Origin of the sequence: Klenkia taihuensis (genome assembly GCF_900112525.1) — a bacterium.
GTDB classification, from domain to species: Bacteria; Actinomycetota; Actinomycetes; order Mycobacteriales; family Geodermatophilaceae; genus Klenkia; species Klenkia taihuensis.
Genome location: NZ_FOMD01000004.1, coordinates 73,598 through 87,614, shown reverse-complemented (window position 1 = coordinate 87,614; position 14,017 = coordinate 73,598). Strand labels below are relative to the sequence as shown.

Genomic DNA, 14,017 nt, shown 5'->3' with positions numbered 1-14,017 from the left:
GGCCGCACCGTACCGGCCTACGGTGACGCCGTGACCTGGCCGGTGGGCGCCCCGGGCGTGGTCGAGCTGCCCTCGGGCCGGCGGGTGCGCGGCCGGGGGCTGCGGCAGGACCTGCCCGCCCCCGACCACGGGCTGGTGCTGCTGGGGCGCGACCGTCCGGTGCCGTGGCCGCACCGGTGGGTGGCGTGGCCGGACTTCCGGCTGCCCCGCTCCCCCGACGACCTGCGCGCGGCGCTGGGCGAGCTGCTGGACCGGGCCGGCAGCGAGCGGGTGGAGCTGGCGTGCGCGGGCGGCACGGGGCGCACCGGAACCGCGCTGGCCTGCCTCGCCGTGCTCGACGGCGTCCCTCCCGGGCACGCGGTGGCCTGGGTGCGGGCCCACTACCGGCCGCGGGCGGTCGAGACGCCGGCGCAGCGCCGGTTCGTCACCCGCTGGACCCGCTGAACGCGGAGGGGGCGCCCCCGGTGCCGGATGGTGAGGGGCTGGAACGGCCCCGCCGCAGGGGCCCGCCGCGCGCGGAGCGCGTGGTGGGGTGCGGCGGGGTCCTTCCTCAGTCGCGGGTGAGCTTGCGGTAGGTGGCCCGGTGCGGACGTGCCGCGTCGGGGCCGAGCCGCTCGACCTTGTTCTTCTCGTAGTCCTCGAAGTTGCCCTCGAACCAGAACCACTTCGAGTCGCCCTCGTAGGCGAGGATGTGGGTGGCCACCCGGTCGAGGAACCACCGGTCGTGGCTGACCACGACGGCGCAGCCGGGGAACTCCAGCAGCGCGCTCTCCAGGCTGGTGAGCGTCTCGGTGTCCAGGTCGTTGGTGGGCTCGTCGAGCAGCAGCAGGTTGCCGCCCTGCTTGAGCGTCAGGGCCAGGTTCAGCCGGTTGCGCTCACCGCCGGAGAGGACGCCGGCCTTCTTCTGCTGGTCCGGGCCCTTGAACCCGAACGCCGACACGTAGGCGCGGGAGGGCATCTCCACGTTGCCGACCTTGATGTGGTCGAGGCCGTCGGAGACGACCTCCCAGAGGCTCTTGGCCGGGTCGATGCCGCTGCGGTTCTGCTCGACGTAGCTGATCTTGACCGTCTCGCCGACCTTGATCTCGCCGCCGTCGGGCTCCTCCTGGTCGACCAGCATCTTGAACAGCGTGGTCTTGCCGACGCCGTTGGGCCCGACGACGCCGACGATGCCGTTGCGGGGCAGGGAGAAGGTCAGCCCGTCGATGAGGATGCGGTCGCCGAACCCCTTGACCAGCTTCTCGGTCTCGATGACCACGTTGCCCAGCCGGGGGCCCGGCGGGATCTGGATCTCCTCGAAGTCGAGCTTGCGGAACTTGTCGGCCTCCGCGGCCATCTCCTCGTAGCGGGCCAGGCGGGCCTTGCTCTTGGCCTGGCGGGCCTTGGCGCCCGAGCGCACCCACTCCAGCTCGTCCTTGAGGCGCTTGGCGCGCTTGGCGTCCTTCGCGCCCTCGACCTTCAGGCGGGCGGCCTTGGTCTCCAGGTAGGTGGAGTAGTTGCCCTCGTAGGGGTAGGCCCGGCCGCGGTCGAGCTCGAGGATCCACTGGGCCACGTTGTCCAGGAAGTACCGGTCGTGGGTGACGGCGACGACGGTGCCGGCGTACTTCTCCAGGTGCGCCTCCAGCCAGGCCACCGACTCGGCGTCGAGGTGGTTGGTGGGCTCGTCGAGCAGCAGCAGGTCGGGGGCCTCGAGCAGCAGCTTGCACAGCGCCACGCGGCGGCGCTCACCGCCGGAGAGCACCTTCACGTCGGCGTCGCCGGGCGGGCAGCGCAGCGCGTCCATGGCCTGCTCGATGCGGTTGTCGAGCTCCCAGCCGTCGCCGTTCTCGATGACCTCCATGAGCTCGCCCTGCTCGGCGAGGAGGGAGTCGAAGTCGGCGTCGGGCTCGCCCATGGCCGCGCTGACCTCCTCGAAGCGGGTCAGCGCCGCGCGGAGGTCCTTGACGGCCTCCTCGACGTTGCCGCGCACGTCGAGCTCCTCGTTCAGCGGCGGCTCCTGCTGCAGCATCCCGACGGTGGCGTCGGGGGCGAGCACGGTGTCGCCGTTGGAGGCGTGCTCCAGACCGGCCATGATCTTCAGGACGGTCGACTTGCCGGCGCCGTTGGGGCCGACGACGCCGATCTTGGCGCCGGGCAGGAACGCCAGGGTGACGTCGTCGAGGATGACCTTGTCGCCGTGCGCCTTGCGCGCACGCACCATGGAGTAGATGTACTGGGCCACGGGAGCCTTCCGTCGTCTTCGGGGATCGAGCTGGGCTGGTCGGCGGGGGCAACACCCGGTCGCCGCGACACGCCTGCACGCCAGTCTCCCAGCCCCGGGCAAGCCCGTGGGCGCCGGGACCGGCCGGTTCGCCCGGCCCCGGCGCACGCGGGTCAGAACGGGGCGACCTCGGCCATCGCGGCGTCCTCGGGCACGGCGTCGTCGGCCGGCGGCGGGTCGAGCAGGTCCCCGGCCCCGCCGGCGGGGACCTCGACGACCGCGCGCGGGGTGCGCTTGAAGACCGCGCTGCCCCGGCTGAGGTCGTGGCCGACGGTGGTCGCCTTGATGACCGTGCGGCTGCGCTTGGCGCCCTCGACCTCGTACTCCGAGGTGGTGATGCGGCCGACCACGACGACCGGGTCGCCCTTGACCACGCACGAGGACACGTGGCCGCCGAGCACGTTCCAGGAGTCGACGTCGACGAAGAAGGTGTCGCCGTCGACCCACTGGCCGGTCGCCGCGTCGAGGCGGCGGTCAGTGGCGGCGAGCCGGAACTTCGTCACCTCCCCGTTCCCGGCGCGGCGGCGGACGGGCGAGTCGACGACGTTGCCGACGACGGTGATCTGGGTGCTGCTCACGGTGCTCCTCCTGGGTGGGCCGGCCACGGTTGCCGGGCACCGCGACCGTCGTCCCCCGACCCGCCCTGCGGGGCGGTCCGCGCGGATCTGTGGACGGGCACCCCGGATGTGGACGGCGGCGAGCACGGTGCCGCCGGACCCGGTAGGGCGGATGGGATGATCGGCGCCGCCGGGCGCCCGTAGCTCAGCGGATAGAGCAGGGGCCTTCTAATCCCTTGGTCGCAGGTTCGATTCCTGCCGGGCGCACCCATCCCGGGGACACGCCCGGGCGCACCTCCGCCGGAGCAGGCGTGGCGGCCGCCCCACCTGCCCGACGTCGGTCGCGCGCGGCCGGTCGCGGTTCGACGGACCCCCCGGGCGGCTGGCACGGTCGGGTCGTCCCGCACGACCGACCGGACGACGAGGAGACCCCCGTGCTCACCCTGACCGAGAACGCCGCCACCGCCATCGCGACCCTGGTGGAGGGCGCGCAGGCACCCGCCGACGCGGGCCTGCGGATCAGCGACTCCGCCGAGCCCGGCCCCGCGCTGGAGCTGGCCCTGGCGGCCGCCCCGGAGCCCGCCGACGACGTGGTCGAGGCACCCGGCGCGGACGGCCGCGGCGCGCGCGTCTTCCTGGACGGCACGGCCTCGGCTGCGCCGTCCGGCAGGACCCTGGACGCCGGCGCCGACGGCGAGGGCCGGCTGCAGTTCGGGCTGCGCGAGCAGCCCTGACACGGGTGCGGGGACCCCGGCCGGGGTCCCCGCACCGTCGTGGTCAGTGCGTGCGCGTCCAGCCGATGGCGGGGGCGACCTCGCGGACGACGGTCTCCAGCAGCCGGGCGTTGTAGTCCACGCCCAGCATGTTCGGGACCGTGAGCAGCAGGGTGTCGGCCTCGCGGACCGCGGCGTCCTTGGCCAGCTCCTCGGCCAGCTGGTCCGGCGGGCCGGCGTAGGTCTTGCCGAACCGCGACCGCATGCCGTCCAGGATGCCGACCTGGTCCTCGCCGGACCGGTCACCGAAGTACATCCGGTCCTCGTCGGTGGTCACCGGCATGACGCTGCGGCTGACCGAGACGCGGGGCTCGCGGTCCCAGCCGGCGTCGGCGAACGCGGCGCGGAAGCGGGCGATCTGCTCGGCCTGCAGCTCGTCGAAGGGGATGCCGGTGTCCTCGGTGAGCAGCGTGGAGCTCATCAGGTTCATGCCCTGCTGGCCGGTCCACACCGCCGTGTCGCGGGTGCCCGACCCCCACCAGATGCGGTCCGCGAGCCCCTCGGACCGCGGCTGGATGCCCAGCCGGCCGGTGACGCCGCCGGTCATCCGCGGGTCGGCGTCGGCCACCCCGGCGCCGTCGATCGCGGCGCGGAACAGCTCGGTGTGCTGCCGGGCCATCGCGCCGCCGTCGTCGTCGAAGCGGTAGCCGAACGCCGACGCGCCGCGCAGCGCGGTCTCCGGTGACCCCCGGCTGATGCCCAGCTGCAGCCGGCCGTCGGAGAGCAGGTCGGTGATGGCCGCCTCCTCCGCCATGTACAGCGGGTTCTCGTAGCGCATGTCGATGACGCCGGTGCCGATCTCGATCCGCGAGGTGCGGGCGGCGACGGCGGCCAGCAGCGGGAACGGTGCGGCCAGCTGCCGGGCGAAGTGGTGCACCCGGAAGAACGCCCCGTCCAGGCCGAGCTCCTCGGCGGCGACCGCCAGCTCGACGCTCTGCACCAGCGCCTCGCGGCCGGTGCGCACCTGCGAGCCGTGGCCGGGGTTCCAGTTCCCGAAGCTCAGGAAACCGATCTTCTTGTCCATGCTGACCTCCTCGATCCACCCGCTTGAACACTCAACCATCTGGGCGTGTTCCCGTACAGCACCGGGGCCCGGCCGCACGGTGTGCGACCGGGCCCCGGCGAGGTGGGTCAGACCTGCGCGAGCGTCGGGTAGTCGACGTACCCCTTCGCGCCCGGGCCGTAGAACGTCGAGGCGTCCGGGGTGTTCTCCGGGTGGCCACCCACCCAGCGCTCGACCAGGTCGGGGTTGGCGATGACCGCCCGGCCCACGGCGACGACGTCGGCCAGGCCGTCGGCGACGTAGGAGATCGCCTCGTCGCGCTCGGTCGGGGTGGCGAACCCGGTGTTGACCATGAAGGTCCCGCCGAAGCGGCGGCGCAGGTCCTGCACCAGCTCGCCCGCGGGCTCGCGGTGCAGCACCGAGAGGTAGGCCAGGCCCAGCGGGGCGACGGCGTCGACGAGCGCGCCGTAGGTGGCCTCGACGTCGGCGGTGTCGGCCTCCTGGATGCCCTGCACGCCGTGCTGGGGAGAGATGCGGACGCCGACCCGGCCGGCGCCGACCTCGGCGACCACCTCGGTGACGACCTCGACGACGAAGCGCGCCCGGGCCTCCGGGCTGCCGCCGTAGACGTCGGTGCGGGTGTTGGAGTCCGCGCCGAGGAACTCGTGCAGCAGGTAGCCGTTGGCCGCGTGCAGCTCCACGCCGTCCAGGCCTGCGTCCACCGCCCGGCGGGCCGCGGCGACGAACTCGGCCTTGACCGCGACGGCCTCCTCGGTGGTCAGCGCGTGCGGCACCGGGTAGGGCAGCTTCCCCTGGGGCGTGTGCGCCTCGCCGGGGACGGCGATCGCCGAGGGCGCGACGATCCGCTCGGTGCCGGTGATCGCGGTGTGGGAGACCCGGCCGCCGTTCATGACCTGCATGAACACCTTGCCGCCGCGGGCGTGCACGGCGTCGGCCACCCGGGCCCAGCCGGCGGCCTGCTCGTCGGTGACGATGCCGGGCTGGCCGGGGTAGGACCGCGACTCGTGGCTGGGGTAGGTGCCCTCGGTGATGATCAGGCCGAGGCCGGCGCGCTGGGCGTAGTGCTCGACGACCAGGTCGCCGGGGACGCCCTCGGCGCCGGAGCGCATGCGGGTCAGCGGGGCCATCACGACACGGTTGGCGAGCTCGAGGTCGCCGAGCTGCACGGGGGAGAACAGATCCATGCCGGGGGCAGCGGCCCCGGCGGCCCGACGATTCCGGCCACACGGTGCGAGCCGTGCCACACCACGGCGCCGCACCCCGAGCACCACATCTGCCACAGAGGGTCACTCACAGCACAGACAGTGACGGAACACGGCGGCTCGGTCGCGACGCACCCGGGGAACCTGCACCACGGAACCCGCCCGATGCGCCACAGTGTGCCGGTGAGCCTCTCCGCCGTGCCCGGTCCGTCGGGCTCCCCCACCGGGCCGCGGGCGGTCGACACCCTGCTCGCCGACCGCGGGCAGCTGTTCCGGGCACTGTTCCTCTCTGCCCCGATCGGCAAGGCCGTCGTCGACGTCGAGGGCCGGCTGCTCGTGGTGAACCCCGCGCTGTGCGCCCTGACCGGGCGCACCGCCGAGGAGCTCATCGGCCGCCACCTGGACCTGCTCGCCCACCCCGACGACATCCCGCTGACCGGGGAGCCCGGCACCGCGGTGCCCGGCGCCACCCCCCTCGACCCGCACCTGGAGGTGCTCGGCGAGCGCCGGCTGCGGCGCGCGGACGGCAGCACCATCTGGGTGCAGCAGGCCCGGGAGCTGGTGTTCCGCACCAACGGCGACCCGCACTTCGTCGTCCTGTCCCTGGTCGACGTCACCGACCGGCGGCGCGCCGAGGAGGACCTGGTCCGCCGGGCGCTCACCGACCCGCTGACCGGGCTGCCCAACCGGCGCTCGCTCACCGACCGGCTGCAGCACGCGCTGAACCTCTCCCGCCGCCGCGGCGGACCGGTCGGGCTGGTCTACCTGGACCTGGACCGGTTCAAGGCGGTCAACGACTCCCTCGGCCACGAGGCCGGCGACCAGCTGCTGTGCCAGGTCGCCGACCGGCTGCGCTGGTCCACCCGGGTCGAGGACACCGCCGTCCGGCTGGGTGCCGACGAGTTCCTGGTGCTCGCCGAGGAGGTCGACGACATCGAGGGCCTGCGCACGCTCGCCGAGCGGCTGATGCGGGTGCTCGACGACCCCTTCCACGTCAACGACCGCGAGATCGTGCTGTCGGCCAGCATGGGCCTGACCCTCGGCCTGGACGCCGCACCCGACGCGCTGCTCAAGCAGGCGCACGGTGCGCTCACCCGCGCCAAGGCCGGCGGCGGCCGCGGCCGGGTCGAGGTGCACGACGAGGCCCTCGCCGACGGCGACGTCGACCAGCTGCAGCTGGAGAGCGACCTGCGGCACGCCGTGGACGCCGGCGAGCTGCGGCTGTTCTACCAACCCATCGTGGCGCTGTCGGACGAGACGCTGCTGGGCTACGAGGCGCTCATCCGCTGGCAGCACCCCACCCGCGGGCTGCTGCCGCCCGGCGCCTTCCTCGAGGCCGCGGAGAACAACCGGCTGACCTCCAAGCTCGGCGCCTGGGTGCTGCGCCAGGCCTGCACCGACGCGGCGGGCTGGGACCCCGGCCTGCGGGTGCACGTGAACATCTCCGCCCGGCACCTGGCCGAGCCCGGCTTCTCCGAGCTGGTCGCCGCGGCGCTGGAGGAGTCCGGGCTGGAGTCCGGCCGGCTGGAGCTGGAGATCACCGAGTCCACCGCGCTGTTCGCCGCCGAGGCGACCCTGCGCTCGGTGTCGGAGGTGACCGCCAGCGGCGTCACCCTCGCCCTGGACGACTTCGGCACCGGCTACTCCGCGATCACCGCGCTGCACCGGCTGCCCATCCACACGGTGAAGATCGACCGGTCCTTCGTCGCCGACGTGGTCACCGAGCCCTCGACCGCCGCGCTGGTGCAGGGCCTGCTGCAGCTGGGCCAGGGCATGGGCCTGGAGGTCATCGCGGAGGGCATCGAGGACGAGGACCAGGCCACCTGGCTGCGCGAGCACGGCTGCACGATGGCCCAGGGCTACGCCTTCGGCCGGCCCGCCCCGCTGCCGGCCACGCCCGAGGCCGCCTCGGTCTGATCCTCAGACGGGGGTCGGCACGGGGCGCTTCGCCGTCCGGCCGTCCCCCGAGGAGCGGCCGCGCAGCCGCCGGCCGACCCAGGGGACGACGAAGGACCGCACCCACGCCACCTCGCCGGCCACCCGCTCGCGGCGGGCCAGCGGGGGCGCCGGGTCCAGCGGCACCGCCCACGCCGGGTCGACGGACAGGCCCAGGGCGGCCGCGGCGGCCAAGGCGGTGCGCCGGTGCCCCTCCGGCGCCAGGTGCAGCCGGTCGACGTCCCACATCCGGGCGTCCTGCACCCACGCTGCGCCCCACTGGTCGAGCACGTGCGCGCCGTGCCGGGCCGCGATGGACCACAGGTGGGCGTTGTAGGTGGCCGACCGGCCGCGGGTCCGGCCGATCAGCGGCGTGGCCCGGGGGTCCACCCCGGTGGCCAGCAGCACGTCGGCGCCGCCGGCGCGGAGGCGGACGACGGCGTCCTCCATCACCGCGGCGAGCGCGTCGGGGTCGGCACCGGGCCGCAGCAGGTCGTTGCCGCCGGCCACCACGCTGACCAGGTCCGGCGCCAGTGCGAGGGCCGCGGGGAGCTGCTCGTCGACGACCTGGCCGAGCAGCCGACCCCGGACGGCGAGGTTGGCGTACTCCACCCCGCCCTGCGCGGCCGACAGCAGCGCGGCCAGCCGGTCGGCCCACCCGACCAGCCCGCCGTCGGGCCCGGGGTCGCCCACGCCCTCGGTGAAGGAGTCCCCGACCGCCACGAACCGCTGCCACGCCACCGGTGCATCCTCTCCCCCGCCCCACCCGGGATGATCGGCACCCATGCGCACCGACGTCGCCTGCACCCTGACCGTGTCCAGCCCGGTCCCCGCCCGCGCGCTGCTGCAGGTCGCCGTGGCGGCACCGGACACCGAGGAGCTCACGATCGTGTCGGGGGGCACGCCGCGCACCCCGCTGGAGACCCAGGTCCTCGGCGCCCGGGTGCACGAGGTCGAGCTGGCCGCCGGCGAGACGTCGATCGCCTACACCGCCAGCGTGCAGTCCGGCGGCAGCCCGCTGGAGGTGACCGCGGCCGACCGCGCCGAGTACGTGCGGCCCTCCCGGTACTGCCCCTCCGACCAGGTGGAGGGCTACGCCGCCCGCGAGTTCGACCAGGAGATCGACCGGGGCGAGCTGGTGCGGCAGGTCGCCCAGTGGGTGACCGACCGGCTGGTCTACGTCGCCGGGGCCAGCCGCCCGGTGGACACCGCCATCGACACGCTGCTGGCCGGGTCGGGCGTGTGCCGGGACTACACGCACCTGACGGTGATGCTGCTGCGTGCGCTGGAGGTGCCGGCCCGGCTCGTCGCGGTCTACGCGCCGGGCCTGGCGCCGATGGACTTCCACGCCGTCGTGGAGGCCGACGTCGACGGCGTGTGGAAGACCGTCGACCCGACCCGGCTGGCCCCGACGTCGTCCCTGGTGCGGATCTGCCACGGCCGCGACGCCGCCGACACGGCGTTCCTGTCTCTGTTCGGCGGCCGGGCGACGCTGGGCCGGATGTCGGTCACCGCCACGGTGGACGGCGACCTCCCCGCCCCCTCCGACGAGCCGTTCCCCCTGCCCTGAGTCAGCCCCGGTAGGTCTCCAGCAGGCGCAGCCAGACCTCGTTCATCGTCGGGTAGGCCGGGACGGCGTGCCAGAGCCGGCTGATCGGCACCTCGCCGACCACGGCGATGGTGGCCGCCTGCAGCATCTCCGAGACCCCCGGCCCGACGAAGGTGACCCCGAGCAGGACGTCGCGCTCGGTGTCGACGACGGCGACGGCCTTCCCGGTGTAGCCGTCGGCGAACAGGGCCGCCCCGGCCACGCTCCCCAGCTCGTAGCGGACGACGGTGTGCGGCAGGCCCTGCTCCTGCGCCTGCGCGGCGGTGATGCCGACCGAGGCGACCTGCGGGGTGGAGAAGGTGACCTGCGGGGTGGCCGCGCTGTCGGCGGTGGCCACGAACGGCGACCAGTCGGCCAGCGAGACCTGGTCACCCTTCGCCCGGGCCACGATCGCCGCACCGCCCTGCCGTGCCTGGTACTTGCCCATGTGGGTGAGCTGCCGGCGGCCGTTGACGTCGCCGATGCCGTAGAGCCAGTCGACCCCGCGCACCCGCAGCGAGTCGTCGACGTCGAGGTACTCCCCCGCGGTCAGCCCCACGGTCTCCACGCCGATGCCCTCGGTGCGTGCCCGGCGGCCGGCGGCGACGAGGAAGCGGTCGCCGCGCACCTCGCCGGCGTCGGTGACCACGACGACGTCGTCACCGTCCCTGCGCACCGCCGAGACCGACGTGCCCAGCCGGACGTCGACCCCGCGCCCGCGCAGCGACTCCGCGACCAGGTCGCCGGCCTCGGGCTCCTGGCCGGCCAGCAGCCGGTCGCCGCGCTGCAGCAGGGTGACCTGCGAGCCCAGCGCCGACCAGGCGGTGGCCATCTCCACGCCGACCACGCCGCCGCCCAGGATCACCAGCCGGCCGGGGGCCTCCTGGGCGCTGGTCGCCTCGCGGGCGGTCCAGACGTCGACGGAGTCGATGCCCTCCAGGGGCGGGACCGCGGCCGCCGAGCCGGTGCACACCGCCACCGCGTGGTTCGCGGTCAGCACGGTCTCGGTGCCGTCGGCGGCGCGGACGACGACCCGCTTCTCGCCGTCCAGGCGGCCCTCGCCACGGACCAGGGTGATGCCGGCGCCGTCGACCCACTGCGCCTGACCGGAGTCGTCCCAGTTGCTGGTGAAGGAGTTCCGCCGCTCGAGGGTGGCCCGGACGTCCTGCCCGCCGGTGACGGCCGCGGCGGCGCCGGACACCGCGCGGGCCTCCTCGAGCACCTCGGTGCCGCGCAGCAGCGCCTTGCTGGGCATGCAGGCCCAGTAGGAGCACTCGCCGCCGACCAGCTCGCTCTCCACCAGCGCGGCGCTCAGGCCGCCCCGCACCACGATGTCGGCCACGTTCTCGCCGGTCGAGCCGGCCCCGATCACGATCACGTCGAAGGTCTGCTCTGCGCTCACCTGCGCCAGTCTCGTGGTGTGGTCGACTGGCCGCATGCCGGTCGAGTCCGCCTCGTGGGATTTCAGCGCCGCCCTGCGCCAGTACGCGGCCGGGGTCGCGCTGCTGTGCGTGCGCGACGACATCGACGACGTGGGGACGACGGTCACCTCGGTCATGAGCGTCTCGGCCGACCCGCCGCTGGTGGCCCTGGCGCTGACCACCGACGGCTACCCGCTGGAGGTGCTGGCGGGCGTCGGCTCGGGCGCGCTGACCTTCCTGGCCGCCGAGCACGAGATCGTGGCCAGCCGGTTCGCCTCCGCCGGCCGGCCCAGCGCGCGGCACCTGCTGGAGACGGTTCCCTGGCGGCGGGCCGAGCACAGCGGCGGCATCGTGCTGGAGCGCGGGGTGGCGGCGCTGGACTGCCGGGTCGACCGGCTGGTCGAGGCCGGCGACCACACCGTGGTGCTGCTGGAGGTGCTCGCCGTCCCGGTGCTCGAGGAGACCCGGGAGCCCCTGCTGCGCCTGCGCGGTCGCTGGACCGACGGCACCGGCCGCACCTTCCGCCGCTCGTAGGGGTTCACTGGGCGTCGATGACCGACGCACCGTTCTCCGAGTCCGCCGTCCGCCGGGCCCTGGTCCGCGCCGAGCGCGGCAGCACCCTCGACGCGGTGGAGGCCGAGGTGCTGCTGTCCGCCCGCGGTCTGGGCGAGGGCGAGCCGCTGGACCGGTTGCTCACCGCGGCGGGCCGGGTGCGCGACGCGGGCCTGGCCTCGGCCGGCCGGGCCGGGGTGGTCACCTACAGCCGCAAGGTGTTCATCCCGCTGACCCACCTGTGCCGGGACCGCTGCCACTACTGCACGTTCGTCACCACGCCCGGGCAGCTGCGCGCCGAGGGCAAGGCCCCCTTCCTGTCCCCCGACGAGGTGCTGCAGGTCGCCCGCGACGGCGCCGCGCTGGGTTGCAAGGAGGCGCTGTTCACCCTGGGCGACCGGCCCGAGGACCGCTGGCCGGTGGCGGCGGAGTGGCTGGAGGCGCACGGCTACGAGTCCACGCTGGGCTACCTGCGGGCGATGGCGGTCCGGGTGCTGGAGGAGACCGGGCTGCTGCCGCACCTCAACCCCGGCGTCCTGTCCTGGGAGGAGATCCAGCGCCTCAAGCCGGTGTCGGCGTCGATGGGCATGATGCTGGAGACCACGGCGACCCGGCTGTTCAGCGAGCCCGGCGGCCCCCACTTCGGCTCGCCGGACAAGGACCCCGCCGTCCGGCTGCGGGTGCTGGAGGACGCCGGCCGCTCCGCCGTCCCCTTCACCACCGGCGTGCTGCTGGGCATCGGCGAGACCCCCGCGGAGCGGGTGGACGCCGTGCTGCGCATCCGGGAGTCCGCGCAGCGGCACGGGCACGTGCAGGAGGTGATCGTGCAGAACTTCCGGGCCAAGCGGCGGACGGCGATGGCCGCCACCGAGGACCTGGGGCTGCAGACCTACCTGGCCGCGGTGGCCGTCACCCGCCTGCTGCTCGGGCCGAGGCACCGGGTGCAGGCGCCGCCGAACCTCACCGACCGGGCCGAGCTGGGGCTGCTGCTGCGGGCCGGCGTCGACGACTGGGGCGGGGTCTCCCCGCTGACGCCGGACCACGTCAACCCCGAGCGGCCGTGGCCGCACATCGACACCCTGGCCGCGCTCACCGCCGAGGCCGGGTTCACCCTGCGCGAGCGACTGGCCGCCCAGCCGCCGTACGTGGTGCAGCCCGAGCCGTGGCTGGACCCCCGGGTGCGACCGCACGTGTCGGCCCTGGCCGGGCCCGACGGGCTGGCCCTCGAGGGCCGCACGCCGACCGGTCTGCCGTGGCAGGAGCCGGACGAGACCTGGGGGTCCTCCGGGCGGGTCGACCTGCACACCGCCATCGACACCGAGGGCCGCAGCAGCGACCGGCGCAGCGACTTCGACGCCGTCTACGGCGACTGGTCCGAGCTGCGCACCCGGACCACCGGTGCGCGGGAGGCGGGGTCCACGGCGCTGCCCACCGGCGACCGTGAGGTGCACGCCGCCCTCGCCCGCGCCGAGGCCGACCCCGCCGGCCTCACCGACGCGCAGTACCTGGCCCTCCTCGGCGCCGACGGCACCGACCTCGAGGCGCTGGCCGCGCTGGCCGACGCCGTCCGCCGGGACACCGTGGGCGACGACGTCACCTACGTGGTGAACCGGAACATCAACTTCACCAACGTCTGCTACACCGGCTGCCGGTTCTGCGCCTTCGCCCAGCGGCGCACCGACGCCGACGCCTACACCCTGTCCCTGGAGCAGGTCGGCGACCGGGTCGACGAGGCCTGGGCCGGCGGGGCCACCGAGATCTGCATGCAGGGCGGCATCCACCCCGACCTGCCCGGCACCGCCTACCTCGACCTGGCCCGCGAGGTGAAGCGGCGGCAGCCCGGCATCCACCTGCACGCCTACTCGCCGATGGAGATCGTCAACGGGGCCGCGCGCACCGGCCTGTCGTTCCGGGAGTTCCTGCTCGCGGCCAAGGAGGCCGGGCTGGACTCCATCCCCGGCACGGCCGCGGAGATCCTCGACGACGACGTCCGCTGGGTGCTCACCAAGGGCAAGCTGCCGACCGCGACCTGGCTGGAGATCGTGGCCACCGCGCACGAGGTCGGCATCCCCTCGACCTCGACGATGATGTACGGCCACGTCGACGCCCCGCACCACTGGGTCGGCCACCTGCGCACCCTGGCCGCGCTGCAGGACCGCACCGGCGGGTTCCGGGAGTTCGTGCTGCTGCCCTTCGTGCACCACAACTCGCCGGTCTACCTCGCCGGCGTCGCCCGTCCCGGCCCGACGACGCGGGAGAACCGGGCGGTGCACGCCGTCGCCCGGCTGCTGCTGCACGGGCGCATCCCCCACATCCAGACCTCGTGGGTCAAGCTCGGCGACGCCGGCACCCAGGTGGTCCTGCAGGGCGGCGCGGACGACCTCGGCGGCACGCTGATGGAGGAGACCATCAGCCGGATGGCCGGCAGCGAGAACGGCTCGCTGAAGACCATCGCCGAGCTCGAGGCGATGGCCGCGGCCATCGGCCGCCCGGCCCGGCAGCGCACCACCGACTACGGGACGCCGAGCGCCGAACGGCTGGCCACCGCCCGCTCCGACGCCGGCCGCCGCGCGCTCACCCTGCAGATCACCCCGGTCTGACCGACACCGCTCCACTACTCAGCGTCACCGATTTGGTTGGCACCGCGTCGTAGTTGAACGCTGCAGCACCACTCGACAGCGCTGAGCGACGGCGCCGTCGAGGCG

The 14,017-nt window shown here is 74.6% G+C and carries 12 protein-coding genes and 1 tRNA gene; 7 read left to right on the top strand and 6 right to left on the bottom strand.

Translation table 11 applies throughout. The annotated features are described in order from the left end of the window. Window positions 1-30 precede the first annotated feature (30 nt). Window positions 31-444 (top strand): protein-tyrosine phosphatase family protein, encoded by a 414-nt coding sequence (locus BM158_RS16310; RefSeq protein WP_091561703.1) that lies wholly within the window; start codon window positions 31-33, stop codon window positions 442-444. Between the two features lie 106 nt (window positions 445-550). On the opposite strand, the gene ettA is transcribed toward BM158_RS16310, so the two are convergent. Together ettA and BM158_RS16300 are read right to left on the bottom strand one after the other, a co-directional pair. Next, window positions 551-2,221: an energy-dependent translational throttle protein EttA gene (ettA, locus tag BM158_RS16305; RefSeq protein WP_091561700.1), complete on the bottom strand. Its 1,671-nt coding sequence runs from the start codon at window positions 2,219-2,221 to the stop codon at window positions 551-553. 152 nt (window positions 2,222-2,373) lie between these two features. Continuing rightward, window positions 2,374-2,838, bottom strand: a complete 465-nt coding sequence (locus tag BM158_RS16300) for a single-stranded DNA-binding protein (protein ID WP_165628981.1) — start codon at window positions 2,836-2,838, stop codon at window positions 2,374-2,376. Between the two features lie 173 nt (window positions 2,839-3,011). Here BM158_RS16300 and BM158_RS16295 point away from each other — a divergent pair. Together BM158_RS16295 and BM158_RS21860 are read left to right on the top strand one after the other, a co-directional pair. Next, window positions 3,012-3,084: transfer RNA gene (locus tag BM158_RS16295), tRNA-Arg, on the top strand. Window positions 3,085-3,251: 167 nt separating this feature from the next. Further along, a complete protein-coding gene (locus BM158_RS21860) occupies window positions 3,252-3,551 on the top strand; it encodes a Fe-S cluster assembly protein HesB (RefSeq protein ID WP_165628979.1) in 300 nt (99 codons plus the stop codon). Between the two features lie 43 nt (window positions 3,552-3,594). Here the strand turns inward: BM158_RS21860 and BM158_RS16285 are convergent, their stop codons facing one another. Continuing rightward, a complete protein-coding gene (locus BM158_RS16285) occupies window positions 3,595-4,614 on the bottom strand; it encodes an LLM class flavin-dependent oxidoreductase (RefSeq protein WP_091561694.1) in 1,020 nt (339 codons plus the stop codon). A gap of 107 nt (window positions 4,615-4,721) precedes the next feature. Further along, entirely contained in the window at window positions 4,722-5,798 is a 1,077-nt protein-coding gene (locus tag BM158_RS16280) for an alkene reductase (protein ID WP_091561693.1), read from the bottom strand. Between the two features lie 201 nt (window positions 5,799-5,999). Here BM158_RS16280 and BM158_RS16275 point away from each other — a divergent pair, with 201 nt between their 5' ends. Beyond that, window positions 6,000-7,733, top strand: a complete 1,734-nt coding sequence (locus tag BM158_RS16275; protein ID WP_229827837.1) for a putative bifunctional diguanylate cyclase/phosphodiesterase — start codon at window positions 6,000-6,002, stop codon at window positions 7,731-7,733. Between the two features lie 3 nt (window positions 7,734-7,736). Here BM158_RS16275 and BM158_RS16270 read toward each other — a convergent pair whose 3' ends face one another. Then, window positions 7,737-8,492, bottom strand: coding sequence for an SGNH/GDSL hydrolase family protein (locus BM158_RS16270; RefSeq protein WP_229827838.1), 756 nt, complete (start codon window positions 8,490-8,492; stop codon window positions 7,737-7,739). A gap of 43 nt (window positions 8,493-8,535) precedes the next feature. Between BM158_RS16270 and BM158_RS16265 the strand changes: the two genes are divergently transcribed. After that, window positions 8,536-9,321, top strand: coding sequence for a transglutaminase-like domain-containing protein (locus BM158_RS16265; RefSeq protein ID WP_091561685.1), 786 nt, complete (start codon window positions 8,536-8,538; stop codon window positions 9,319-9,321). 1 nt (window position 9,322) lies between these two features. On the opposite strand, the gene BM158_RS16260 is transcribed toward BM158_RS16265, so the two are convergent. Beyond that, window positions 9,323-10,741 (bottom strand): dihydrolipoyl dehydrogenase family protein, encoded by a 1,419-nt coding sequence (locus tag BM158_RS16260; RefSeq protein WP_229827839.1) that lies wholly within the window; start codon window positions 10,739-10,741, stop codon window positions 9,323-9,325. A gap of 34 nt (window positions 10,742-10,775) precedes the next feature. Between BM158_RS16260 and BM158_RS16255 the strand changes: the two genes are divergently transcribed. Both BM158_RS16255 and BM158_RS16250 read left to right on the top strand, forming a co-directional pair. Beyond that, window positions 10,776-11,294 carry a flavin reductase family protein gene (locus BM158_RS16255; RefSeq protein WP_091561677.1) on the top strand — a complete coding sequence of 173 codons (519 nt, stop codon included), beginning with the start codon at window positions 10,776-10,778 and terminating at the stop codon, window positions 11,292-11,294. A 17-nt stretch (window positions 11,295-11,311) separates the two neighbouring features. Further along, window positions 11,312-13,912, top strand: coding sequence for a bifunctional FO biosynthesis protein CofGH (locus tag BM158_RS16250; protein WP_091561674.1), 2,601 nt, complete (start codon window positions 11,312-11,314; stop codon window positions 13,910-13,912). Window positions 13,913-14,017: the final 105 nt, after the last annotated feature.

Excerpts from the sequence above, each read along its gene's own strand:
- BM158_RS16285 (WP_091561694.1), bottom strand. The coding sequence starts at position 4,614 with ATGGACAAGAAGATCGGTTTCCTGAGCTTCGGGAACTGGAACCCCGGC.
- BM158_RS16280 (WP_091561693.1), bottom strand. The coding sequence starts at position 5,798 with ATGGATCTGTTCTCCCCCGTGCAGCTCGGCGACCTCGAGCTCGCCAAC.
- BM158_RS16265 (WP_091561685.1), top strand. The coding sequence starts at position 8,536 with ATGCGCACCGACGTCGCCTGCACCCTGACCGTGTCCAGCCCGGTCCCC.
- BM158_RS16255 (WP_091561677.1), top strand. The coding sequence starts at position 10,776 with ATGCCGGTCGAGTCCGCCTCGTGGGATTTCAGCGCCGCCCTGCGCCAG.
- BM158_RS16250 (WP_091561674.1), top strand. The coding sequence starts at position 11,312 with ATGACCGACGCACCGTTCTCCGAGTCCGCCGTCCGCCGGGCCCTGGTC.